Annotated in this window: 29 protein-coding genes; 24 read left to right on the plus strand and 5 right to left on the minus strand. The window is 38.3% G+C overall.

Going from position 1 to position 24625, the window contains the following annotated elements; all coding sequences use genetic code 11:
- Positions 1–26 precede the first annotated feature (26 nt).
- The 6 genes from AC1DEF_RS02970 to AC1DEF_RS02995 all read left to right on the plus strand — a co-directional run bounded on the left by AC1DEF_RS02970 (position 27) and on the right by AC1DEF_RS02995 (position 3284).
- Positions 27–794, plus strand: coding sequence for a menaquinol-cytochrome c reductase cytochrome b/c subunit (locus tag AC1DEF_RS02970; protein WP_025750391.1), 768 nt, complete (start codon positions 27–29; stop codon positions 792–794).
- A gap of 133 nt (positions 795–927) precedes the next feature.
- The gene (lhaT, locus tag AC1DEF_RS02975) at positions 928–1515 is read left to right on the plus strand and encodes a lipoprotein heptaprenylglyceryl N-acetyltransferase LhaT (RefSeq protein WP_097824539.1); all 588 of its coding nucleotides are present in this window, start codon (positions 928–930) and stop codon (positions 1513–1515) included.
- An 83-nt stretch (positions 1516–1598) separates the two neighbouring features.
- On the plus strand, positions 1599–2009 hold the full coding sequence (ylbD, locus tag AC1DEF_RS02980) for a YlbD family protein (protein ID WP_013058989.1): 411 nt from the start codon (positions 1599–1601) through the stop codon (positions 2007–2009).
- A 5-nt stretch (positions 2010–2014) separates the two neighbouring features.
- The gene (locus AC1DEF_RS02985) at positions 2015–2251 is read left to right on the plus strand and encodes a YlbE-like family protein (protein ID WP_013058988.1); all 237 of its coding nucleotides are present in this window, start codon (positions 2015–2017) and stop codon (positions 2249–2251) included.
- A gap of 99 nt (positions 2252–2350) precedes the next feature.
- Positions 2351–2737, plus strand: a complete 387-nt coding sequence (locus AC1DEF_RS02990; protein ID WP_048019818.1) for a carbohydrate-binding protein — start codon at positions 2351–2353, stop codon at positions 2735–2737.
- Between the two features lie 100 nt (positions 2738–2837).
- A complete protein-coding gene (locus AC1DEF_RS02995; RefSeq protein WP_016765457.1) occupies positions 2838–3284 on the plus strand; it encodes a YlbF/YmcA family competence regulator in 447 nt (148 codons plus the stop codon).
- 5 nt (positions 3285–3289) lie between these two features.
- On the opposite strand, the gene AC1DEF_RS03000 is transcribed toward AC1DEF_RS02995, so the two are convergent.
- A complete protein-coding gene (locus tag AC1DEF_RS03000; protein WP_318330946.1) occupies positions 3290–3604 on the minus strand; it encodes a hypothetical protein in 315 nt (104 codons plus the stop codon).
- Between the two features lie 77 nt (positions 3605–3681).
- On the opposite strand from AC1DEF_RS03000, the gene AC1DEF_RS03005 reads away from it, so the two are divergent.
- Positions 3682–3957, plus strand: a complete 276-nt coding sequence (locus AC1DEF_RS03005; protein WP_013058985.1) for a YlbG family protein — start codon at positions 3682–3684, stop codon at positions 3955–3957.
- Positions 3958–4032: 75 nt separating this feature from the next.
- Here AC1DEF_RS03005 and AC1DEF_RS03010 read toward each other — a convergent pair whose 3' ends face one another.
- The gene (locus tag AC1DEF_RS03010; RefSeq protein ID WP_013084871.1) at positions 4033–4419 is read right to left on the minus strand and encodes a DUF7147 family protein; all 387 of its coding nucleotides are present in this window, start codon (positions 4417–4419) and stop codon (positions 4033–4035) included.
- Positions 4420–5030: 611 nt separating this feature from the next.
- Here AC1DEF_RS03010 and rsmD point away from each other — a divergent pair.
- Together rsmD and coaD are read left to right on the plus strand one after the other, a co-directional pair.
- A complete protein-coding gene (gene rsmD, locus AC1DEF_RS03015) occupies positions 5031–5600 on the plus strand; it encodes a 16S rRNA (guanine(966)-N(2))-methyltransferase RsmD (RefSeq protein WP_034649113.1) in 570 nt (189 codons plus the stop codon).
- A gap of 35 nt (positions 5601–5635) precedes the next feature.
- Positions 5636–6130 carry a pantetheine-phosphate adenylyltransferase gene (gene coaD, locus AC1DEF_RS03020; RefSeq protein WP_013058982.1) on the plus strand — a complete coding sequence of 165 codons (495 nt, stop codon included), beginning with the start codon at positions 5636–5638 and terminating at the stop codon, positions 6128–6130.
- Positions 6131–6184: 54 nt separating this feature from the next.
- Here coaD and ylbJ read toward each other — a convergent pair whose 3' ends face one another.
- Positions 6185–7396, minus strand: a complete 1212-nt coding sequence (gene ylbJ / locus AC1DEF_RS03025) for a sporulation integral membrane protein YlbJ (protein ID WP_043976409.1) — start codon at positions 7394–7396, stop codon at positions 6185–6187.
- Positions 7397–7862: 466 nt separating this feature from the next.
- On the opposite strand from ylbJ, the gene AC1DEF_RS03030 reads away from it, so the two are divergent.
- Together AC1DEF_RS03030 and AC1DEF_RS03035 are read left to right on the plus strand one after the other, a co-directional pair.
- The gene (locus AC1DEF_RS03030; protein WP_097824538.1) at positions 7863–8660 is read left to right on the plus strand and encodes a patatin-like phospholipase family protein; all 798 of its coding nucleotides are present in this window, start codon (positions 7863–7865) and stop codon (positions 8658–8660) included.
- Positions 8650–9666, plus strand: coding sequence for a SepM family pheromone-processing serine protease (locus AC1DEF_RS03035; RefSeq protein WP_277813710.1), 1017 nt, complete (start codon positions 8650–8652; stop codon positions 9664–9666). Before AC1DEF_RS03030 ends, AC1DEF_RS03035 begins: the two co-directional genes overlap by 11 nt.
- A 26-nt stretch (positions 9667–9692) precedes the next feature.
- Here AC1DEF_RS03035 and AC1DEF_RS03040 read toward each other — a convergent pair whose 3' ends face one another.
- On the minus strand, positions 9693–10892 hold the full coding sequence (locus AC1DEF_RS03040; protein WP_097824537.1) for a nucleotidyltransferase: 1200 nt from the start codon (positions 10890–10892) through the stop codon (positions 9693–9695).
- 179 nt (positions 10893–11071) lie between these two features.
- Between AC1DEF_RS03040 and AC1DEF_RS03045 the strand changes: the two genes are divergently transcribed.
- The 4 genes from AC1DEF_RS03045 (at position 11072) to AC1DEF_RS03060 (ending at position 13547) form a co-directional block, all read left to right on the plus strand.
- Positions 11072–11590, plus strand: a complete 519-nt coding sequence (locus AC1DEF_RS03045) for a YceD family protein (RefSeq protein ID WP_013084865.1) — start codon at positions 11072–11074, stop codon at positions 11588–11590.
- Positions 11591–11655: 65 nt separating this feature from the next.
- Complete coding sequence (rpmF, locus tag AC1DEF_RS03050; RefSeq protein WP_013058976.1) at positions 11656–11829, plus strand: 50S ribosomal protein L32; 174 nt, start codon at positions 11656–11658, stop codon at positions 11827–11829.
- Positions 11830–11998: 169 nt separating this feature from the next.
- The gene (locus AC1DEF_RS03055) at positions 11999–12766 is read left to right on the plus strand and encodes an enoyl-CoA hydratase/isomerase family protein (RefSeq protein ID WP_013084864.1); all 768 of its coding nucleotides are present in this window, start codon (positions 11999–12001) and stop codon (positions 12764–12766) included.
- 178 nt (positions 12767–12944) lie between these two features.
- Positions 12945–13547, plus strand: coding sequence for an RsfA family transcriptional regulator (locus AC1DEF_RS03060; RefSeq protein WP_013058974.1), 603 nt, complete (start codon positions 12945–12947; stop codon positions 13545–13547).
- 81 nt (positions 13548–13628) lie between these two features.
- On the opposite strand, the gene AC1DEF_RS03065 is transcribed toward AC1DEF_RS03060, so the two are convergent.
- Positions 13629–14099 (minus strand): N-acetyltransferase, encoded by a 471-nt coding sequence (locus tag AC1DEF_RS03065; protein ID WP_097824536.1) that lies wholly within the window; start codon positions 14097–14099, stop codon positions 13629–13631.
- 313 nt (positions 14100–14412) lie between these two features.
- Here AC1DEF_RS03065 and AC1DEF_RS03070 point away from each other — a divergent pair, with 313 nt between their 5' ends.
- From AC1DEF_RS03070 to AC1DEF_RS03110, 9 genes are all read left to right on the plus strand, one after another.
- Positions 14413–15765 (plus strand): acetyl-CoA carboxylase biotin carboxylase subunit, encoded by a 1353-nt coding sequence (locus AC1DEF_RS03070; RefSeq protein WP_097824535.1) that lies wholly within the window; start codon positions 14413–14415, stop codon positions 15763–15765.
- On the plus strand, positions 15762–15974 hold the full coding sequence (locus tag AC1DEF_RS03075; protein WP_013058971.1) for a biotin/lipoyl-containing protein: 213 nt from the start codon (positions 15762–15764) through the stop codon (positions 15972–15974). The genes AC1DEF_RS03070 and AC1DEF_RS03075 overlap by 4 nt, the downstream gene beginning before the upstream one ends.
- Positions 15975–15993: 19 nt before the next feature.
- Complete coding sequence (locus tag AC1DEF_RS03080) at positions 15994–17535, plus strand: acyl-CoA carboxylase subunit beta (protein WP_013084862.1); 1542 nt, start codon at positions 15994–15996, stop codon at positions 17533–17535.
- Positions 17536–17669: 134 nt separating this feature from the next.
- A complete protein-coding gene (locus AC1DEF_RS03085) occupies positions 17670–18575 on the plus strand; it encodes a 2-dehydropantoate 2-reductase (protein WP_477727300.1) in 906 nt (301 codons plus the stop codon).
- Position 18576: 1 nt separating this feature from the next.
- Positions 18577–18960, plus strand: coding sequence for a DUF3397 domain-containing protein (locus AC1DEF_RS03090; protein WP_013058968.1), 384 nt, complete (start codon positions 18577–18579; stop codon positions 18958–18960).
- Positions 18961–19050: 90 nt separating this feature from the next.
- Positions 19051–20676: a bacillithiol biosynthesis cysteine-adding enzyme BshC gene (gene bshC / locus AC1DEF_RS03095; RefSeq protein WP_097824533.1), complete on the plus strand. Its 1626-nt coding sequence runs from the start codon at positions 19051–19053 to the stop codon at positions 20674–20676.
- A gap of 334 nt (positions 20677–21010) precedes the next feature.
- Positions 21011–21946 (plus strand): 16S rRNA (cytosine(1402)-N(4))-methyltransferase RsmH, encoded by a 936-nt coding sequence (rsmH, locus tag AC1DEF_RS03100; RefSeq protein ID WP_013084858.1) that lies wholly within the window; start codon positions 21011–21013, stop codon positions 21944–21946.
- Between the two features lie 33 nt (positions 21947–21979).
- Positions 21980–22339 carry a cell division protein FtsL gene (gene ftsL / locus AC1DEF_RS03105; RefSeq protein WP_013058965.1) on the plus strand — a complete coding sequence of 120 codons (360 nt, stop codon included), beginning with the start codon at positions 21980–21982 and terminating at the stop codon, positions 22337–22339.
- Positions 22340–22344: 5 nt separating this feature from the next.
- Entirely contained in the window at positions 22345–24603 is a 2259-nt protein-coding gene (locus AC1DEF_RS03110; RefSeq protein WP_016765447.1) for a penicillin-binding protein, read from the plus strand.
- Positions 24604–24625: the final 22 nt, after the last annotated feature.

Here is a 24625-nt window from a genome sequence, read left to right on the forward strand (position 1 = left end):
GAACAGTGAGAAAAAGGAGGGAGAACATGCATCGTGGTAAAGGGATGAAGTTTGTTGGAGATTCACGTGTTCCTGCAGAACGAAAACCCAATATTCCAAAAGATTACTCTGAATTTCCAGGGAAAACAGAAGCATTCTGGCCAAACTTTTTACTAAAAGAATGGATGGTAGGGGCAGTTTTTTTAATCGGTTATCTATGTTTAACCATCGCTCATCCATCTCCTCTTGAACGTATTGCCGATCCGACTGATACGGGGTACTTGCCTCTTCCTGACTGGTATTTTTTGTTCCTATATCAGTTGCTTAAATATTCATTTGCTTCTGGTCCATATAATATTATAGGTGCATTTATTATTCCAGGGATTGCATTTGGCGCATTAATGCTTGCTCCGTTCATTGATCGAGGACCAGAAAGAAGACCAGCTAAGAGGCCGTTTGCAACAGGATTCATGCTTTTGGCTATAGCAGCAGTCTATTTCCTAACGTGGCAGTCAGCGACACAGGTGGATTGGAAAGCGCGTGAAGAGCAAGGGAAAATTAGAGAAGAAGTAGCGATTGACAAAAATTCAGAAGGCTACAAAATCATGCAAGAGCAAACGTGCTTGACCTGTCATGGTGATAACTTACAGGGAGGCCCTGCGGCTCCGGCTTTAACAGGAATTGATTTATCTCCTGAAGAAATCGCCAATATTGCAAAAAATGGTAGAGGCAATATGCCAAAAGGTGTTTTCAAAGGTTCAGATAAAGAATTGAAAACGCTCTCGGAGTTTGTCGGCAACTTAGGAAAAGAATAGTGAAAACCAGCCAAAGGGCTGGTTTTTTTGAATTTATTTAATGTAGTGTTTCACATCAAGGAGATAGGTGCTTGCTATTGTTCAAAAACTGTACATAATAAAGAAGAGATTAAATGTAAAGGAGACTTTCTAAATGGCTTGGTTATGGTATACCTTAAAAGATAAGCGTTTTTTAACGCTTTTGCTGATTGTGAATATACTAGGAACAATATATGGATATATTTGGTACGGTAGTCAATTAGCGGAAACACCTAAGAAGTTTTTATTATTTGTGCCTGATAGTCCAACGGCAAGCTTGTTTTTTGTTATTGTACTTATCGGTCTTTTACTTGGAAAGCATTTTTCACTGTTTGAAGCTTTGGCCATGATCACGCTGTTTAAATACGGGATTTGGGCCGTCGTAATGAATGTATTGGTCTATGTGTTAACAGGATACATTGATTGGATGATGCTTATGTTAATGGCTTCTCATGCAGCAATGGCTTTTCAAGGGCTTTTATACGTGCCGTTTTACCGGATTAAATTATGGCATTTAGCTGTTGCCGCTGTATGGGCCATACATAATGATATCATTGATTACGTTTTTTCTATGATGCCAAGATACAGCATGCTCAATGCGTATATGTCTGAAATTGGTTATTTTACATTTTGGCTAAGCATTTTATCTATTTTCATTACATACTGGTTCACAGTTCGTGCTTCTTCAAAAAAACAGCTATAAAAATTTTTTTGAAATAGGTGCACGAAACGAGCTCTCTTTTTCTAAGATATAGTAGGCTATATTTAAGTATGAGGTGAGTGACTGTGAAGGAAACCAAACGAGAGCTTCATCCGTCCGTTGTGGAATTTAAACAATTTGTAAAATCACATCCAAAATTAGTAGAACAGGTTCGAAAGCAGCAAAAAACGTGGAAAGAGCTTTATGAAGATTGGTATTTATTCGGTGCAGAAGATCCAATGTGGGAGGCATATCGTTCAGAAGAAAGTGCAAAGGCTGAACCAGCTGCTGCAACAGAGGAGAAAAAAGATATTATGGGTACAATTGTATCCTCGCTGAAAAACATGGACTTGAATCAAATGCAAAATCATATCACAAATGTAAATTCAGCTATTTCGAATATTCAACAAGTACTGCAGCAATTTCAACCATCTAAGCCATCCGGTGGAGGAGCAGCTTCCGGGCCAGGGAATCCATTTGGCTTTAGGAAAGATTAAACGCAATGAGAAAAGATATATACGAGTATATGCAGTCTCGTCCTAAACTCAACGACTTTGTTCGTGAACAGCCAATGTGGTACCGGCGTTTATCTAGAAATCCTGAAGAACTGGAGAAATTTGAATTAGAATCCAAGCACTACTACAAACAAACGATTCCTCATAAAGTCGAAAAGTTTTCGAATTCGATTCAAATGGCAAACATGATGTTTCATATGTTTCAGTCCATGAAAAATCAATGATCTCTGCATACATAGCGATGCAGAGATTTTTGCACGTCATGAGTAAAAACAAAGAGTTTGTAAACACTATGGAGAAACGAATGATAAAGGAATGGTATTATGCGCTTACTATTAACGACGGCCTTATGTGTAGTTTCTCTGCTAGGATGCAACCATGATAAACCAAAACCTGAAACTAAAATTTCCTCTCAGCCGCGGGCAGCTGAAACGTTTGGTGCAATGAATACAAAACCTTCACTGATGGTACACCAGCATGTGAAAGGACAGAATGTATACGTCGAATGTATTCTAAGCGGGTTTTCATTTTCAACAGAGAGTGGATTCCTGCAAATTACAGTAGATGGAAAACCATTTAAAGAAATGAAGCAAGCAGCCTTTGTTTTAAGTGATCTTCCAAAAGGATCTCATACTGTTACGATTGAACTGATGAAATCTAAAGAAGAAAGTTATCAAGTGAGGAATACCTTTACGGTTGAAATTATATAGTTAAAAAGTAGAACTTGTAGTAAATCAGTGTAAGCTGTTTTAGCAAGTTCTTTTTCTTTAGATCCAAAACGTGATAAGATAAAAACGGAGGTGCACAGCCATGCTGACAACAATGAGAACTGTTGAATTACTCGATGAGTCTGATCACGTAGCGAACATGGTGCTACAATCAGACGTAGCCGAGAACTATCGTCAATGTTTATATAGATTAAATAAAGATTCACATGCACAGGCATTAATTGCTGAATTTGTGAAAATAAAGGAACAGTATGAGGATGTTCAGCGATTTGGAAAATATCATCCTGATTATAAAACCATTACGAGACAAGTACGTGATGTAAAGCGTCAAGTTGATTTACACGCGACAATCGCTGCGTTCAAAAAAGCAGAAAGTGAATTACAAAAGCTGCTTGATGAAATTAGCGTTATCCTTGGTCAAGCTGTTTCAGAGCATGTGAAAGTACCAACGGGAAATCCGTTTTTTGATACGGGAAGCAGCTGCGGCGGTGGCTGCGGATCTGGTGGAAGCTGTGGGTGCAGCGCATAAGCCGTTCACTGTATAAATCGAACGCAATCAGCACAGGAATTTCCGCAGCAGGCCATTTTACGCTGTGGAACGTAAAACCTATGCTGATAAATATAAGTAAGATGCTGACTTCTGACAAAAGTTGAGCGCCACGTAGCATTTGTATTGGATGTAGCAAAAATAGATGAAGCTTCTAGAAGCTCATCTATTTTTCTACGCTTAATTGATGTGTTTATATACAAAAAGGGTATATTTGTGATTTTTTTGAAAATGACTTGTTCAATAGCTCTCTGCTCGTTAAAATGAGTAAGAAAGAGCATCCAGATATCATCTAAATTCATACATAAAGCACCTACTTCATATAAAAGAATTTATGATAAAGAAAACCAATATAACGTATGCAAAAGGGGAACTAAATATGTTTGTTGAACGTCAAGGAATTGTGGCGTATGTGCATTCTGTTAAGCAAGCAAAAGCATTGCGAAAGTACGGAAATGTACATTACGTATCTAAAGAATTAAAGTATGTTGTCTTATATTGCAACCAAGATGGCATTGAAAAAACAATCCATAAACTTCAGTCTCTACCTTTTGTGAAGAAAGTAGATCCTTCTTATCGGCCGTTTTTAAAAACAGAATTCGAAAATTCAAAGCCGGATAAGGCGAAGGAATATGACTATAAGATAGGAATTTAAACAAAAAAGGAATGTTATTTACATTCCTTTTTTTTATTTTACTTGCCCTTAGTAAACGAATAGGCAGGGATGAGATTATTGCATTGGCGGAATAAAGCGGTTCATTCGCAAAATGCCAATAAGGTGCTGATAGTAGAGTGCTGTTTCTGGAAATGTAGTAGATGGTTTGACATCGAGTACCACAATTTCTTTTCCCGCTTCCTCAGCAGCTCGTTTAAATAACTCAACGCGCTTGCTGTCGTTTTGTTTTAAAACAATTCCTTCTCGGCAAACGTAAAGCGGTTGGAAATTCCCTTCAGCTGTTGGATGCAAGACAGCGACAAAAGAAGCTACTTGTCGATCTTCTTTTACTGTTCGCAGCATAATAAGATGAGCAAGACGGTGTTTGTTGCTTTTGACAATCTCTAACAGCTCATAAATATCTGAATACCCTTCTCCGAGCTCAATAAAACGCTGAATCATATGTATTTCCCCCTTTATGTATTAAAAAAGCAAACTCACGTAGTTTAATGTATCACTGAATATTTTAAGAGTAAATAAAAAAATCCCTACAACTACTCATTGTAGGGCCCTTCAATAAAGGGGTGTAATCACCTCTGCGATTACAAGCACCTTGATGAAGGCAAAGGGAGAGGAGAAACCGGAGGAAGAACTTATGGGGAAACGTAAGTCTTCTCCGCGGTTGGCAACAACATCGGTTAGATGATGTTGTTACTAGTCAGTATGTCCGTTTTAAACGTTCATATACCTGTCTTGTGAAATTCACTTTTTAATACATAAAAGACTGATAACATAACAGAGAAAAAGGGTAAATTTACGTTTGTTATGACATATTAAAGTAAAGGAATTCTTCTATGAACGAAATGCCGAATGATCTTCATAGGTGTATCTTTTAGAAAAGAATCAGTGTATCTAAGGACACGGCCGTAAAAGTCCAGCATAAAAGCAAGCTGCTGGTTACTGCATAGAATGTATACAGCATTGAATAAATTGAGGATTTTTGCTAGTCTTTGTAATTCAAAATATGTTAGGATAATGAAGAATAAGGAAGTAAAAGTAAGGTAGTGATAAGGATGAGAGTAGTAGCAGGTTTATATAAAGGCCATGCGTTAAAGGCGGTTCCAGGATACTCAACCCGCCCTACAACAGATAAGGTGAAAGAAGCTATTTTTAATATGATTGGACCGTTTTTTGAAGGTGGAACAGCTCTTGATTTGTTCGGTGGAAGCGGTGGCTTGGGAATTGAAGCTCTAAGCCGAGGAATAGATAAAGTCATTTTTGTGGATCGGGATGGCAAAGCGATTCAGACGATTAAAGCAAACTTAGCATCTTGCCGGTTAGAAGACCGCGCTGAAGTGTATCGAAATGATGCAGAACGTGCACTGAAAGCGATAAAGAAAAGGGAGCTGACGGTCGATTTACTTTTGCTTGATCCACCGTATAAAGCACAAAAGTTGAAAGCGCTTATCGAAACGGTAAGTGAAGAAAATCTTCTAGCAAAAACAGGAATTATTGTAGCGGAGCATTCTCATGATGTACAGTTAGATGATGAGATTGGTTTATTTGAAAAAATAAAAAGCGAAACGTACGGTATCATTGGTGTTTCTATTTATACATACAAAAAAGAAGAATCAGTTGACTAAATCAATGAGCTGTTAGATGTAGAAAGGGGATACGTATGGGCAGTATAGCTGTTTGTCCAGGAAGCTTTGATCCAGTTACAAATGGACATTTTGATATTATTAAACGAGGCGCAAATGTATTTGATACGATTTATGTGGTTGTTTTAAATAACTCTTCAAAAAGTCCTTTATTTACAGGGGAAGAGCGAGTAGCTTTGCTGAAAGAAGTAACAAAATCACTTCCTAATGTGGTAGTAGAGTCGTATAGTGGATTATTAATGGAATATGCAAAAGAAAAGCAGGCAAAGACCATTTTAAGAGGTTTACGTGCAGTATCGGATTTTGAGTACGAAATGCAAATCACATCTGTAAATCGCGTATTAGATAAAGAAATCGAAACGTTATTTATGATGACAAATAATCAATACTCGTTTTTAAGTTCTAGTATTGTAAAAGAAGTAGCTAAATATGGCGGGAATATTTCTGAATTAGTTCCTCCCCCTGTTAGAGAAGCGCTTGCGGAAAAATTTGAACAGCTGTCTCAAAAATAAGATAAAAAGAACGTGACGTTTTCTTTGCCGATAAGAAAACGTCGCGTTCTTTTTTTACTGGGAACGATGAAGAAACGTTCGTTTTGAATATATATAAATATAGCAGCACAGCGTAAAAATCGTTAAGAGCGGACCGTACACGTTTAGCCACTGCGATAGAATCGTAACGGACTCCAAGTGAGAAGAAACCGGCAGTGCTCCTTCAGATGCTTGAAAAGTAGTAATGGATTCTCGAAGAGGACCCCATAGAAAAATAGTGAATACTACCGCAAAACAGCCGTGAAAAATGCGTGCAATAAAAAACGGGAAAAATCGAATATCTGTTTCGGCGAGTATACTAGCCACTTGTGCTTGAACGGAGAAACCGCTGAAGCCTAATACAAAGCTAACGATGATAATTTGATGAAACAGCAGCGTGTCTGGCGCTTCACTTGCTAGACGGCTTCCTAGCGTGATTTCAAAAAGCCCTGAAATAAAAGGAAGGCTCAGTTCAGTCCCTATATGACAAAGGGAAAATAAATAAGCTAGACCGCTGCTTAAAACGGCCGTAATATGAGTAACATATAAAAGTTTGTTTAATACAGAAAATAAAATGATAAAACCGCCAATCATTAAGAGAGATTGAACAGCAGAAGTAACCGCATCTCCTAGAAGCTTCCCGATAGGACGCTTATCTTTTAAACGCGTTTTATGCATTTCATGAAAAGCTAACGATAAAGAAGGTTTTTGAGTTACTTGTCCTTTCGGTTTTGCTGATCCATAAAAACGCATTACCAGTCCTACACAAATATTCCCTATGTAATGAGAGAGAGCTAATATGATACCGACAGCTGGATTGTGAAAAAAGCCAACTGCCACAGCTCCAAAAATAAAAATAGGGTTAGATGAGTTAGTAAATGATACGAGTCTTTCAGCTTCTATAGCTGTTAGCTGCTTTTCTTGACGCAGCCGGGAAGTGATTTTTGCTCCTGAAGGAAACCCAGAAGCCATGCCCATTGCTAAAGCAAAACCCCCTACTCCAGGTACTCGGAATAAAGGCCTCATAAACGGCTCTAATAAGATCCCAATGAACTTCACTACGCCAAACCCAATAAGCATTTCTGAAACAATAAAAAAGGGCAGCAGAGAAGGAAAGACGACCTTCCACCATGTGTTGAGACCTCTTACTGAACCTTCTAGCGCTTCTTTTGGATATACAATAAGCGCAATAGCGAGAAGCGTTACGCTCGTCCCGAGCAGAAGTGTTTTCACCATTGATTTATTCAACGAACGATTCATCTCCTTTTCTAAGCTCATGTCATCTTGATATGAATGAAATGAGGAGTTTTAGGCAAATGTACAAGTTCTTCTATATATCAATATACGAAGCTATGCATCGACTTTATGCCTATGAGTAAGGAGAAAATAAATTCATACTGAATAAAAAGGCGTCTTGTCACATTTGGAAATACAATTCATATACATAAATCAATGCACTTCTAGGATAGTCAAGGAGTAAAAAAACGTATACGCAGCAAGCGAAGAGAAAGAATTTCTTAAAACAACCTTCAGTATAGTATAATGCTTAATAACCACCGTGTATTGAGCAAAACATATCTTTAGCTTCATACTAAATGAACAAATAGAAAATGAAGAATAGTCCTACCGAATACAGGGCAACAATGATAGAGAAGCTCATCAAATGTTTTTACATTTTTAGAAGTCTATAAGGTAAAACGAGGGGGCAGGTAAAGTGGAAAGCCCAAAAATAGGAGTTGCGTTAGGCTCAGGTGGAGCTAGAGGTTTTGCACATTTAGGAGTAATCAAAACGCTAACAGAAAATAACATTCCTATTGATTTTCTAGCTGGCAGCAGCATGGGAGCTTTAGTTGGTGCACTATATGCGTCAGGTATTGAACTAGCAACTCTTTATAAAATGGCGCTAACGTTCAAACGAAAGTATTATTTGGATTTTACCGTGCCTAAAATGGGATTTATTACGGGAAACAGAGTGAAATCGTTGGTTCGCACCTTTACGCAAAATAGAACCATTGAACAGCTGTCTATACCGTTTGCCATTGTAGCGACAGATTTGAAAACAGGAGAGAAAGTGGTGTTTAAAAAAGGACCTATCGCTGAAGCGGTGAGAGCAAGTATTTCAATTCCAGGAATCTTTGCTCCCGAAGTAATTGATGGACGATTGCTTGTAGACGGCGGGGTAGTGGACCGTATTCCTGTATCGGTTGTAAAAGAAATGGGATCTGATATTGTTATTGGAGTCGATGTATCAAAAGCGAAAGTGAATGCAGAAATCACCTCTATTTTTGATGTCATTATGCAAAGTTTAGATATTTTGCAAGATGAGCTAGTAGCTCATCGGACCATTGCTTCAGACATTATGATTCGTCCTAATCTCGATACTTTTAGTTCCAGAGCGTTTACAAACATTCAAGAAATGATTTCAATTGGTGAACAAGCAGCACATGAGCAGTTGCCTTCTATCCTACAAGCAATTGATCATTGGAAGGAGAACAAAAAAAGTGAAATCTAGAATTAGAATTTTGGTATATTTGGCTGTTATTGCAGTGGTGGCAATGCTTTGTTTTTATCCTTTGCCGTACTACATTACAAAGCCTGGAATGGCAGAAGAACTTGCGCCTATTATTAAGGTAGAAGATGGATACCATGAAAAAGGGACGTTTATGCTGACAACTGTAAGAATGGGCAGAGCAACTCCTCTTTCATATGGTCTTGCGAAAATACAGGACTTTCATGAAATTTTCCCTACAAAGCAAATTTTGCAGCAAGGTGAAAGCGATGAAGATTACTCGACAAGGCAATTACATATGATGGATACATCAAAAAATGCCGCTATTTCAGTAGCATACGAAGCAGCTGGAAAGAGCGTTTCCTATCTCAATAAAGGCGTATATGTTACATATGTCGTAGAAAATATGCCTGCACATGGAAAACTTCATGTTGGAGATGTAGTAACGAAAGTAGATGGGGAAAAAATTCAAACTGCTGAGGACTTAATCAACTACGTATCGACTAAAAAAGCAGGAGATTCAGTATCAATTTATGTAAAAAGAGATGGCAAAGAAAGCAAACATACTCTAAAAGTTAAAGCATTTCCTGACGAGCCGAAACGAGTAGGCCTAGGAATTGCCTTAGAAACGAACCAAGAACTAAAAGTTAAGCCCGATATACATATTGATACTGAAAAAATAGGAGGGCCTTCAGCTGGACTGATGTTCTCGCTTGAAATTTATAATCAGCTTGTTAAAGAGGACATGACAAAAGGCCATCGCGTTGCAGGTACAGGGACTATCAATGATAAAGGAGAGGTAGGACCAATCGGAGGTATTTCGCAAAAAATTGTAGCCGCAGATAAAGAAGGAGCAGAGATTTTCTTTGCACCAAATGAAAAAGGGGCTGCGAGCTCTAACTACCGAGAAGCAGTGAAGACAGCTAAAAAAATAGACAGTGATATGAAAATTGTACCCGTAGATTCATTTTCGGACGCCGTAACGTATTTGGAAAAGCTGAAACCATAAAAAATCGTCTGTTGCAGACGATTTTTTTATGGCCAAATGATAGGAGGCTGCGTGTATTCTTGTTTCATAAATTGAGAGCGCAGAGGCTCTTGAAACGGCATACTATAAACATGTGTCGCTTTAATATCGGTATCAATTTCTTTTAGTTTACATTGCGATACAGTGGATACAATAGGAAGGGACAGCTTTTTCTTAATCGTTTTTAAATAGCCTTGTCCTGTCTTTGACATTCCCAATAAGCGAATATAAGGATCAGCTTGTTGCATCTCACTTTTTGTTGTATTGGTTAAAAGGTGAACGCACATGCGCTGTAAACGGGTTCTCGTATATCGCTTCGTTTTAACATTTGTTAAAAAATCTTCAAATGAAGTAGCTGAAGAAATATAAGATAGGAGCCGATGTTCAATACCTTCTTCTATTTCATAAATACGCTGTAAGTCATAAAGCGGAGTAGTTAATAATTTGTATTTCAAAAATGGGAAATAATGCTCCCAATGATGTAACTGTCCGTGTGCTTGCTTGTAAGCTGCTAATTCATTTGCTGTACTAACTGGCATGTGCTTGCTCAGGTCCCCATGGCTGCTGCTGTCAAAAATAGCTTTACGTATGCTTGTAGCACTTGAAATAAAAGAGGAAGACAGGGAATCATCGTGATAATGTGATTGAATTCGAGTGATTGTATATGGTTTAATAGATGCATGCTGTTTTTTAATGGCAGCTACATAGCTCATTCCAAGCACATTATTTGGCTGAGATAGATCAATAGGAGCCTCCGTGAAAAGCTGTAAGAAAGCATTGGAAGCTGCTTTTGGATAACTGTTCCCTTTTTTCATCTCTTGTTGAATTAAAGCGGATAGTTCTGATTCATGAGCTTCGAGCAAATCAGCGGTGCGGGTAAATGAGTCAATATTGCCATTTTCGCTGCCAAAGCATACAAAGTCAGCGCGAAGGGATTCTAAAATAGAAATAGCGCCGCCTGCGAATGTTTCAGCTTTTTGAGTAGAAAAAGCATAGGGTAATTCAACGACTAAGTCTGCACCAGCCGCTAAAGCCATTCTTGTGCGGGACCATTTTGATACAAGAGCAGGCTCTCCGCGCTGCAAAAAGTGCCCGCTCATCACAGCAATCACACAATCTGCTCCGGTTTGTTGTTTCGCTTGCTGCAAATGATAAGCGTGTCCGTTATGAAAAGGATTATATTCGACAATTATTCCAACTGCTTGCATAATGTCTCCTTTTAATTTATTATTTTTAGTCTAGCTCTTTGTTTTAAAAACATTTTTTTATGAAAGTAAGAAATTTTTACAAAAAAGCATATTTAAGTACATTATAGTGTAAAGAAAAAATATTGACAAATAATCTTGTGAAAGCTATAATAACCTTTGTTGCCTTGAGGTGATTAACAATGAAATGGACAATACATCAATTGTATCAGTTGCAAAATAAAGGTCTAACATTTGACGAAGTGATTGACGGCAAAGAGTTTATGAATGCTGATCCTCAAATTCGTAGAATGTCAGATGTAAACGTGAAAGGAAGAGCCGACATTAGCTCTTCGAAAGTAACGTTTCACCTTAAAATTTCAGGAAAGATGACGTTGCCTTGTGCTCGTACATTAGTTGACGTTCCGTATCCGTTTGAAATTAACGCAACTGAAACGTTTTTATTGAATGTGAATGCTGATTATGAAGAAGATGCTGAAGTACGCATTGTAGAGGGAGAAACGGTTGATTTACAGCCTTTGATTCAAGAGTTAATTATTGTTGAAATTCCTCTGCAGGTATTTAGTGAAAATCAGCAAGCGGCAGGAGCAGCTCCACAGTCAGGAAAAGACTGGGAAGTTGTTACCGAAGAAGAAAAGCAGGAAAAAGTAGATCCCCGCTTAGCCGTACTCGAAAATTTCTTTAAAGACAAAAAGAAATAAAAATGCGAAGATCCGGCTTTCGGGCCTTCATATGATTTTAAAATTCTTTTAAGGAGGTGGGAATAATGGCTGTACCTTTTAGAAGAACATCTAAAATGAAGAAAAGAACGCGTCGTACGCACTTTAAATTACAAGTTCCTGGTATGGTAGAGTGCCCAAATTGTGGTGAAATGAAACTATCACACCGCGTATGTAAAGCTTGTGGTACTTACAAAGGAAATGACGTAGTAAGCAAATAATTGCTTATTTAAATAAAAGACCCTCTTAAAGGGTCTTTTATTTTTTTTGCCTTTTTTCCTTCTCTACCCTTTGGGAGAGAAGGATTTTTCTTATAGAACAAGAACTCTTTTTAAATAAACAATTACTGTTGTAAAAGGATTCATACCTTGTCTATAAGGAGGAAAAAGCATGAAAAAAAGCGAGCTGTTTACTACAAGCCAAGGCATTGCTACGTTTGTGATTAATCGTCCTGAAAAGCGTAATGCTATTGATTATGATGTTATGAATGAACTGCAGCAAGCTGTAGATTATGTGAAACATGATCAGTTAGTAAAAGCTTTCGTAATTACAGGGGCTGGTTCAGATGCATTTTGCAGTGGAGGAGATTTAAGCGTATTTCATGAGCTAAAGACTTCGAAAGAGGCGTCTCAAATGTTAACGAAAATGGGGAAAATTCTTTATGAGATTTTAACACTCCCAAAACCCACAGTTGCCCTTTTGAATGGAACATCGGTTGGAGGAGGATGTGAACTTGCGATTGCATGTGACTTCCGTATAAGTGCAACACATAGCGAAATGGGCTTTATTCAAGGGAATTTAGGAATTACAACAGGCTGGGGAGGAGGAACCATTCTTCTTGAAAAGCTGCGTTATCAAGAAGCGATGGAAATGATCTACAGTGCTCAGCTGTATGGAGTAGAACGAGCAAAGCAAATTGGATTTCTTTCCTATGTCACGTCGTTTAAAGAACTAACTATGAGGTGTGAGGAGTGGTTAGCCCCTATCACTCATAAACCGACCCAGGTATTGCAAGCTTACAAAGAAATCGCTATTGAGAAATGGGAGCAAAGCCGGGTTTGGAATCGGATGGAACAAGAAATTCATCGCTGCTCGATATTGTGGGAGTCGCCTGAGCATGAAGAAGCGGTTCAAAAGGTCATCGTTAAAAAAACATAGTTATGAACTGCATTTCCATAGCAATATAGTTAATAAGCGAAAGATGAAAGAATCACGGGTTTCCCATTTTGCTTCAAAGTATATGAAAGATTTTCTTGATTGAGAAGAGGAACAATAGTCTATCTTATCTAGTAGGTGCATATTCATTTAATAAGTACGGATAAGGAGGGATAGAAAAATGACTTCTTCTCGTCAAGATGCATGGACTCATGATGAAGATTTATTACTCGCAGAAATTGTACTGCGTCATATACGTGAAGGTGGCACTCAGCTAGCTGCATTTGAAGAAGTGGGGAAGAAACTTACACGAACATCAGCAGCTTGTGGCTTCCGCTGGAATTCTTTTGTGCGCAAACAATACAAGACTGGTATTGATCTTGCGAAAAAACAGAGAAAAGAATTAAAAGCAAGAACTGTTTCAAAAGATGACGAGCAGCCTGCACGCTTATCATATATGGAAGCAGAGAAACATATTTCGCTTAATGAGGTAATTAAATATTTAGAAAATGTAGATCAAGGGCAAAGGCACTCGTCAGAGCTTCTCGAAGCTAATGAAGAACTGCAGCAAAAGATTGAACGTTTACAAGAGAAAGTAACGATTTTGGAAAAAGAAAAAAAAGCTTTGCAAAACAACTTGTTAATTGTGGAAGATGACTATAAAGCTCTTATTGAAATTATGGAGAGGGCTCGTAAAATGGTTGTATTAAAAGAGGATGAAAAAAGTAGAAAAGTGAAATTTCAAGTGGATAAAAATTTAAATCTAGAAAAAGTTCAAAAGTAAAGCGACAGTTTGAATGCTCCCTACTTCATGTTGATCATATATACCACATAGATATAAAATAAACAGCTGGAAATCAGCTGTTTATTTTTGTTCGCTTACACCGCTTGGTAGCCAAATAAGAGGGTTTTCTCCTAAATCACGATCGATATCATATGTTACAGGTACGAACCCCATTTTTGACCAAAAATCACTCGATTTTACTCGTGGGCTTGTTTTGATAGGTAATTGAAAGGATTTGGCGTATTCAACGAGCGTTTGACCCAATCCTTTGCGCTGAAAATCGCTGAGCACTTCGAGTTTCCACACTTCAATATACGTTTGAGGCGGCTCGAAATATTGATCGTACTGTTTGTTTCGCTTATAGAGACTCATCCGAGCCACTAAGCTATTTCCAAAATAAATACCATAAAACGGAGAATTTATTTCATTATCGGAAATTTTGGCATGTAATTCTTCTAGCATTGAAAGTTCTTGAATGCCATATTCTTTGAATTTCTTGAACTCTTCTAGCGTTTTAAAATTAATTTTTAAATGCTTCACTTCGTAATTCATCCCATATCCCCCTTGTTATGTCTCCTTGCTAGACAAACGAACTGGCTTGGTTCGTTCATCTAATATTATATAACAAAAATACAAAATATTCTGTTTTCATGATTGGTGAACGAATATTCAATGCGCATGAGGAAAAATGAATTCTTTCAGTTAAATACGAAGAATACATTACTATAAGCATCACTTTTTAGAAAGGAAGCAAAAGAAAAGCGAGATTCAAATAGAAAGCGTTTTCAAAAATTGTAGAGGAGTTTTAAAATTATTGTAGAATTATATGGAGGAAAGTAGAAATTTGAGGAAAGGGGAGAGAAAGGTGAAAAAAATACTGATTGCAAATCGAGGAGAAATTGCTCTTCGTATTATTCATACATGCAAACAAATGGGCATTGAAACGGTGGCTGTCTATTCCGATGCAGATGCAGAGCTTCCTTATGTTCAAGCAGCTACAAAAGCACGTCGAATTGGAGAGCCTCCTGTGCAAAAGTCATATTTGAATGTAGAAGAATTGCTGCGAATTAGTCATGAAGAAAAAGTAGATGCCATTCATCCTGGGTATGGATTTTTATCGGAAAATAGTGCATTTGCTAAAAGAGCGATTGATGAAGGTTTTTGTTTTATCGGTCCTTCTCCCAAAATCATTTCGATGATGGGCGACAAAATTGCTGCTCGTGCCGCGATGAAAGAAGCGGGTGTACCTGTTGTCCCCGGCAGCGAAGGCGATGTGACGTCAGTTGAAGAGGCTTGTAAAGTAGCGAGACTAATTGGATATCCCGTTATGTTAAAAGCAAGCGGAGGCGGCGGCGGAATTGGGATGGTGCGCTGCGATAACGAAGAAGCAGTAAAACAAGTGTATGCCTCCACAAAAGCAAGAGCAAAAGCATATTTCGGTCAAGAAGGAATGTTTATTGAAAAGCTTATCACAAACGCAAAACATATCGAAGTACAGGTGTTTGGAGATCAGCATGGTAATGTCGTTCATCTTTTTGAACGCGATTGTTCCGTACAAAGAAGAAATCAAAAAGTGATTGAAGAAGCCCCTGCGCTTTCTTTAAAAGAAAGTACGCGACAAGCCATGCAAAACCAAGCCGTTCAAGCGGCTAAAGCAATCGGATATTATAATGCAGGTACGGTGGAGTTTATTGTGGATGAAGACGAAAATTTTTATTTTCTTGAAATGAACACACGGCTGCAAGTTGAGCATCCGATCACCGAGCAAATTGCAGGGGTCGATTTAGTTAAGTGGCAGATCTTAGCTGCGCGCGGAGAAAAGCTTCCACGTGTGCAAGAGGAAATAGCAGCAAATAACTATGCCATTGAATTTCGAATTTATGCAGAAGATCCGTTTACTTTTTTACCGGCTCCGGGAAAAATTACTGGTTATCACTTACCGGAGCGAACCTATGCGCGCGTAGACAGCGGCTACAGTGATATGAATGCGGTTACACCTTTTTATGATCCAATGATTGCAAAAGTTATTATTACTGGTCGTACGCGTTCAAATGCAATTGAACTAGCTAAATCATATTTTACAGAAGCTGTTGTAGAGGGAATCAAAACGAATATTCCTCTATTTAAGCAGTTGTTAAATGAAGAGTTATATGAAAAAGGCACCTATAACACATCGTTATTATCAACCGTATTAAATAAAGGAGGAGCACCACAATGAGTGAAATCAAAGCGACAATGGCAGGCATGGTATTTAATGTGTTTGTTCAGCAAGGTGCAAGTGTAGCCAAAGGAGAAGTTGTTGTTGTATTAGAATCTATGAAAATGGAAATTCCTATTGAAAGCGATCAAGCTGGTATTGCAGAGACTGTCCATATAGCCGTGGGGGATTTTGTGAACGAAGGCGACGTTTTGGTGACTATTTCATAACTCATAAAGGAGAGATATCATGATACATACAGGTGAATCTCAGAAAAAATATGATGAAAATCGTCAAAAAGTAGAGCGTGGCAACGCGGAGAAGTACAAAGAGAAACTTGCAAAACAACAGAAGCTTTTTGTAAGAGATCGTTTAGCCCTTTTATTTGATGACGGGAAATATGAAGAAGACGGCATGTTTGCAAATAATAAAGCTGAAGGATTGCCGGCAGACGGTGTTGTAACTGCAATTGGGAAAGTAAACGGTGAAACGGTTTGTGTAATGGCTAATGACTCTACTGTAAAAGCAGGGTCTTGGGGGGCCAGAACAGTAGAGAAAATTATTCGGATTCAAGAAGTAGCAGAAAAACTGCATGTGCCTTTGCTCTACCTAGTGGATTCTGCAGGAGCGCGTATTACGGATCAATTAGATATGTTTCCAAACCGCCGAGGAGCTGGACGGATCTTTCACAATCAAGTAAAACTTTCCGGCGTCATTCCTCAAATTTGTTTGCTCTTCGGTCCGTCAGCAGCTGGAGGAGCATATATCCCTGCATTTTGTGATATTGTTGTGATGGTAGATGGAAACGCTTCTATGTACTTAGGTTCGCCGCGTATGGCCGAAGCTGTTATTGGAGAAAAGGTTACGCTAGAAGAAATGGGAGGAGCACATATGCACTGCAGCGTTAGCGGATGTGGAGATGTGTTAGCTTATTCTGAAGAAGAAGCTATTTCCTATGCCAAATCTTATTTAACCTACTTTCCACAAAACTATCAAGAGAAGCCTAAAGTACAAAAAGCTAAAGAGCCTAAGCAGACAAAGGATTTAGTAGAACTAATTCCGGAGAATCAAAATGTTCCATTTGATATCTATGAAGCAATTGATACCCTTATTGACGAAGGGAGCTTCTTTGAAGTGAAAAAACTGTTTGCCGCCGAATTGGTAACAGGGCTTGCACGAATAGATGGAAAAGTAGTAGGGATTATTGCCAATCAGCCGAAGGTCAAAGGAGGAGTGCTGTTTGTAGATTCAGCAGATAAAGGAGCAAAATTTATTCAACTGTGCGATGCCTTCCATATTCCTTTGCTATTTTTAGCGGATGTACCTGGATTTATGATTGGAACCAAAGTAGAAAGAGCAGGCATCATTAGACATGGTGCAAAATTGATTGCAGCGATGAGTTCAGCTACAGTTCCTAAAATTTCCGTGGTCATGCGCAAAGCTTATGGCGCAGGGCTTTACGCTATGGCTGGTCCAGCTTTTGAACCGGATTGCTGCCTTGCATTACCTACTGCTCAAATTGCCGTAATGGGTCCTGAAGCGGCAGTAAATGCCGTCTATTCTAATAAAATTAATGAAATTGAAGATCCGAAAGAGCGGTTTATGTTTGTTAAACAGAAACAGCAGGAGTATAAAGAACACATCGATATCTATACGCTGGCTTCTGAACTTATTATTGACGACATCGTTCCTGCTAACGAACTGCGTCGAACTTTAATTGACCGCTTTCGATTATATGAAACAAAGAATGTGACCTTTAGCCGTCGTAAACATCCGGTGTATCCCGTATAATAGAAAAAAACGGGATCACTCTAAATAATTTACAATAAGCCCGGTGATTTTTAATCACACGGGCTATATGAATAGGTAAAATTTTAAGAATGCATTTAATTCAAAGCATTTTTTTGCTAAAATGAAACTCAATAATGGAAAGAGGAACAAAAAATACGATGAAAACTATAGGTATTATTGGAGGCGGATCATTAGGTCTGTTGTTTAGCGCGTATTTATCAGATTGTTATGATGTAACCTTGTATACGAAAACAAAAACTCAAGCAAAGTGTATTAACGATAATGGAATTACCTTACATAGACAAGGGGAACATCACACTAAAAAAGTGAGTGCTATCCCTCTGGAAAAAAACATAAAAGAAGCAGATCTAATCATTATTACTGTAAAACAGTATCATTTAAAAGAGATTATTCCTTTTATCAAAACCCTTACTATACATACTCCCCTTTTGTTTACCCAAAACGGTATGAGCCATATTGAAATTCTTAAAAATCTCCCCCAGAGCACTCTCTATTTGGGTACAGTTGAACACGGGGCAATGCGTACAAATATGGATAGCGTCCATCATACAGGAATAGGAACAACCCGTATTGCTTCATACAGAGGAGAAATGGAGTCTATCTTGCCAATTGTGAATTTTCCTTGGGTGATTGAAACAGATTGGTATGCGATGCTGGTGAAGAAATTAGTTGTAAATGCGCTCATCAATCCTCTTACGGCGCTGTATGGGGTAAAAAATGGGCAGCTGATTCATAACGGCTACTTTTATAAAACGATGCGTCTATTGTTTGAAGAGATTGCCGCTGTGTTAAAACTGGATTCAGCTTTTAATTATTGGGAAAATGCGCTGGGGGTTTGTTCGCGCACGAGTACAAATCAATCTTCTATGCTAAAAGATATACAGAAGGGGCGGCAAACAGAAATTGATGCTATTTTAGGCTATATTCAAACACAAGCTGCTGAAAAAAGAACGTCGACGCCTATTGTTGACTTTTTATATGGGTCAATAAAAGGAATCGAAGAAGAAAAGGGTGATTAACATGGGAAGTTTTATTGCTGGAGTTTTTGCGACGTTTGTCACTCTGCCGCTCGTTGGTTTTTTTATTCTATACATGCTTTTACGCAAACTGACGAAAAATAAAAGGAAATCTGTCCACATAGCAACATACATTACTACGGTTTTTCTTATTTTGTCCGTGCATTATGCAGCTGTGGAAATTTTCGGGCACTCTTTTTTGTGGTTGATTGCGTTAGTCCTTTTAGTTGTAGCAATGATTATGATGTTTGTACATTGGAAAGTCAAACATGACTTAGAAATGAAGCTTATCGCGAAAGGGTTCTTTCGGATGAATTTTGTTTTGTTTCTTATTGCACATATTGTATTAAATATAGGTGGAATCGCTTTTCGTATTTCCTCTCTGTAAAGCATGTTACTAGACGTGGGCAGTTACATTATGGATAATGAAGCTATATGTAGAGAATATAAGTATTAGGAAAAGAAAGGAAGTTCTTTCATGGAGATTACAGACGTCTCTTTAAAGGCGGGAAACAAACTAACGAACGATTACATAAAAGGTGAAAAGCAAGCACTTTCCTTTTTTCATTATAATATACACGAAAAAGACGTATATGAAAAACGTTTAGCGGATGTTCAAAAGCAGTCTTATCCAAGAGAACAGCTTGCTGAGTATCTGCTTGATTTTAATAAGCGCTACGGAGCATCTTCTAAGACGATTGAAAATATTGAAAAGCTAAAAGATCCTAACAGCGTAGTGGTCGTTGGAGGTCAGCAAGCGGGGCTGCTTACCGGTCCTTTGTACACCATTCATAAAGTGATTTCAATTGTGCTCCTAGCTAAACAACAAGAGGAAGCTTTAAACGTGCCCGTGCTTCCGGTATTTTGGATTGCTGGAGAAGATCATGATTTTGCTGAGATTAACCATGTATACACAGAGCATAAAAACCAGCTTTTAAAGAAAACGCTAAAGCATTCTTTAAAGAAAAAGCAAATGGTTTCTCAAATTGAACTAGACCATGAGGCCTGTAGAAGCTGGGTTCGTGATGTATTTCAAACGTTTAATGAAACGGCCCATACAAACCAGGTATTACACTTTGTTTTAGAAGCGTTAGATAAATCACGTACCTATGTCGATTTCTTTGCTCATTTGGTTACCACAATGTTCGCAGAGTCAGGTCTTATTTTAATGGATGCAGCTTCTAAAGAAGTGCGCAGCATTGAATCTTCTTTCTTTGTGACGTTAATTGAACAAAATGACAAATTATCGTCAGCCGTTATGGAACAGCAAACTGAGATTCAAAAACAATACGGACGAATGATTGAAGTGGGAGAAGAAACGGCTCATCTCTTTTATTCACACAATGAAAACAGAGTACTTTTAGAAAGAGATCCAGAACAAGAGCAGTTTGTTGGAAAGCAAAATGAACTCGCGCTGTCTAAAGAAGAGCTGGTTCAAATTGCTAAACAAACGCCTGAGCTTCTTAGTAACAACGTTGTGACTAGACCTCTTATGCAGGAGTACTTACTTCCTACCCTTGCGTTTATTGCAGGTCCGGGGGAAGTAGCGTATTGGGCAGAGCTTGAAAAAGCATTTTCTTTATTTAGCTTTAAAATGCCTCCCGTGGTCCCTAGGTTATCCTATGCAATCGTAGAAAGACATATTGAGAAGTATATGGATGAACTTCAGTTAGACCTTTCGAACGTAGTGAACGAAGGTGTAGATGCAGAGAGGGAGCACTGGCTTAAGACAGAAGTTCACAACCCATACGAAATGTATTTTGAAAAAGCGAAAGAAGATTTCGAAAAAATTCATAAAACTCTTCGTGAAAATATTCAAAAAGAAGACAAAACATTTGATGAAGTCATGCTTAAAAATCGAGCGATTATTCAAAAGCAGTTTGAAACCATTCAAAAGATTGTCGAATCCAAACAGCTAATTAAGCATGAAGTGAAGCATTCAAAATATGCTCAAATTGAACTTGCTCTTCGTCCCTACAATGCTCCACAAGAACGCATGTGGAATATTATGTATTATTTAAATGGTTATGGTATGCAATTTGTGTCAGATTTACTAAGTGCTGAAGTCGAATTAAATCACCAGTTAAAAGTCTGTTATGTCTAATAAAATCCTGCTGAAAAGCAGGATTTTTATTTTGGAAAAGAGAAAAAGTCTACAAGGTGAATGTTAACCAATTGAATCCTTATAAGGTATTTATTTCTAATTGTGCAAAAAAACCTTATATTCCTTACATTTTATTCTACGAATATGTCCTACCTTTAACAAAATGACACTATTTGTGACAAAAAGACAAAATTCTACTTAATTCTTATATAAATAGCTGAAATAATGTTGAACTTTGATATATAATATAAACGTGTATATATATCAAAGAAAAACACCGTTTTTTGCTTTTTGTATACATAACTAAGTAGTTTAGAAAGAAGTAGGTGTCATAATGTTTAATCACACAACTGTTTTGCTTAAAGAAGCAGCGGAAGGCTTAAATATTAAGCCGGATGGAGTATATGTCGACTGCACGCTTGGCGGAGCAGGTCATAGTGAATATATCGTAAAACAGCTATCAGAAAAAGGGAAATTAATTGCGTTTGATCAAGACGATGTCGCTCTTGCAAATGCAAAAGAGAAATTGGCCCCGTATCTAGACAGAGTTATTCTAATCAAAAGTAATTTTCGCTATTTAAAAGAGCAGCTAATGGAACACGGAATTGAAGAAGTAGACGGAGTATTATTTGACCTTGGAGTCTCGTCTCCTCAGTTGGATACACCAGAGCGAGGGTTCAGCTTTCATCATGATGCCCCGCTTGATATGCGCATGGATCAAAACTCAATGTTTTCTGCGTACAACGTAGTAAATGAATGGCCTTATGAAAAACTTGTGAAAATCTTTTTCCAATACGGAGAAGAAAAGTTTTCAAAACAAATTGCCCGCAAGATTGAAGCATATCGAGAGTCTAAACCAATTGAAACAACGCTAGAGCTGGTTGATCTTATTAAAGATGGTATTCCAGCACCAGCTAGACGAACGGGTGGACATCCGGCGAAACGAATTTTCCAGGCTATTCGAATTGCTGTAAATGATGAGCTTCAAGTATTTGAAGATGCAATTGAACAGGCTATGGATGTGATCAAAAAAGGTGGACGTGTAAGTGTTATTACCTTCCACTCACTTGAAGATCGAATTTGTAAAGTGGCGTTTAAAAATGCAAGCACGGTTCCGCAGCTTCCGCATGGACTGCCGATTATTCCAGAAGAATTTAAACCTAAAATGAAAGTTATTACAAGAAAACCTATTTTACCTTCAGAAGAAGAGATAGAAGAAAATAAGCGCGCGCGTTCGGCAAAACTTCGAATTGTTGAGAAATTAGTGTAATTAAAGGGTTTTATCAAAGAGGAGGGGACGAGAATGAACAATGTAGCATACAAAGTAAGAGAGCAAGATCAGCAGCAGAAGCAGCAAAAGACGGTACGTCAAGTTGTTCGAAAGACAAAAAGAAAAATTACGGTTGGTGAAAAAATTGTGTATTCTGGATTTGTCGCACTCATGCTGTTTGGGTCTGTGCAAATCATTTCAAATCAATCTTCGCTTTATAGCATCAGTGAAGAAGTGCAATCACTCGATGGAAAGATTGACAAGCAAGAGGCAAAAAACAATGAGTTAAAATTACAGGTAACAGAGTTAAGTGCATACGATCGTATTTGGACAAAAGCAAAAGAACTTGGACTAAAATTGAATGAAAATAACGTAAAAGTCGTTAACGATTAATTGCGATGACTACGCCAAGAAAAAATAGCAATATTAGTACAGGAGCAGCAATATTAATTTTAATATTTGCATTGCTCTTTTTTGTATTAGCCATCAGGTTCTTTTACATCCAAGCGACGGGCAAAGCAGACGGAGAAGCTTTAGCCGAAATTGCACAAAAACAGCATACGCGGACGTCTAAAATTGAAGGACAGCGCGGTACGATTTACGATCGAAACGGAGAAGCAATCGCTCAAGACACGGGTGCTTATACGGTTGTGGCGATTTTAGATAAAAAACAAACAAAAGACAAAGATCACCCGCAGCACGTAGTAGACCCAGAAAAAACGGCTGAAAAATTAGCCCCATTATTAAAGATGGACGAATCGAAAATTGACAGCATGTTAACGAGAGGAATTAAACGTGGTACCTTCCAAGTCGAACTTGGCCCAGGCGGACGTGACATTGATAACGTGCTAAAGCAAAAAATTGAAAAACTAAATCTCCCAGGGATCACGTTTTTACGCGATTCGAAGCGCTTCTATCCAAACGGTGTATTCGCCTCAAGTATTTTAGGATACGCACAAAAAGATGATACGGGTAAAATCGTAGGGAAAATGGGAATTGAAAAAGTATTTGATAAGCAGCTTTCTGAAGAAGATGGATATGTAAAATACGAAGCTGCTAAAAATGGAATTAAGCTTCCGGATCCAAAAGAGTCAATTGTAGCTCCGAAAAATGGAGACAGCGTCACGCTTACAATTGATGAAAAAATTCAAACGTTTTTAGAGGATGCAATGACAGCTGCTGCTAAAGAATATAAACCAGAAGAGCTAATGGCAACGGTAGTAAATCCGAAAACCGGTGAAATTTTGGCGATGTCAAATCGTCCTTCATTTGACCCAAATATTCGTGATATCACGTCTTATCGTAATCCGTTTGTTGAAAACAGCTATGAACTTGGTTCAACGATGAAAATCTTTACGCTAGCAGCCGCGATTGATGCAGGGGTCTATAACGGCGAAGACCGCTATCAGTCGGGATCTTATAAAGTAACGAAAAACAGCGTTCCGATTAACGATCACAACGGCGGAGTCGGCTGGGGAGCTATTACATTTAATGAAGGAATTCAAAGGTCTTCAAATGTAGCGGTAGCCATTTTAGCCAACGAAAAATTGGGCACCGACCGTTTGTATAAATACTTGGACAAGTTTGGCTTTATGGATAAAACGGGAATTGACTTGCCAAACGAAGCTTCTAGCAAGTTAGTGACGAAGTACCCGAGAGACCGCGTAACTACTGCATTTGGACAGGCGTCCGCTTTTACGCCTATTCAAGAAATTCAAGCGGCTACTGCGATTGCAAATGACGGAAAAATGATGAAGCCTTACGTGATTAAACAAGTAGTCGATGAAACAAATAAGAAAACGATTAAGAAAACAAAACCTACCGTAGTAGGACAACCTATTTCTAAAAAAGCAGCGAACGAAACGCTAGATATTTTAGAAACCGTTGTTTCTTCTGATGACGGAACAGGGAAACCTTACGCGATTGAAGGATACGATGTCGCTGGAAAGACGGGAACAGCTCAAATTCCTGGTCCTACCGGAGGCTACTTGCATGGACACGGGAAAAATTTCATTTCCTTTATGGGCTTTGCACCTGCTAAAGATCCAAAGCTGCTTGTCTATGTAGCCGTTAAAAATCCAACTCTTACGCCTCAAGAGACAGGTACTGCGCCGCTTACAGCCGTATTTAATCCGGTGATGAAAAACAGCCTGCAGTACTTAGGGGTGGAGCCTGAAAAAACAGACGAAGACGGAAAGAAAACAGAAGATAAAAAAGTAGATTCAGAAATTACGCTTAAGTCTTACGTTAACGAATCAGTTGATAGTGCCGTGAAAGACTTAAAACAAAAAGGACTTGTTCCTGTTGTAATAGGTAAAGGAGATACGGTAGAAAGCCAATCACCGACTTCTGATACCATTGTCACTGGTCAACGCGTGTTTATTAAGACAAATGGAAAAGCCACAATGCCTGATTTAACAGGTTTTTCACATCGTGATGTTATACGCTTTAGTGAATTTGTCAACGTTCGACCTAGCGCACTTGAAAATGGTTATGTTGTAAGTCAAAGTATTAAGGCAGGCGATCCGTTAAAAGCAGGAACCTACCTGAAAGTAGAACTTGAAACGCCTAAAGAATTTTCAAGTACGTTAAATAAGTTAAAAGAAACGGAAAAAAGTGAGTCTGATAGTAAAAAAGACGATAAGCAACTTGACTAGAAATTAAGTTCTAGTGAATCCT

It is taken from the genome of Priestia sp. 10L35, from assembly GCF_056395685.1.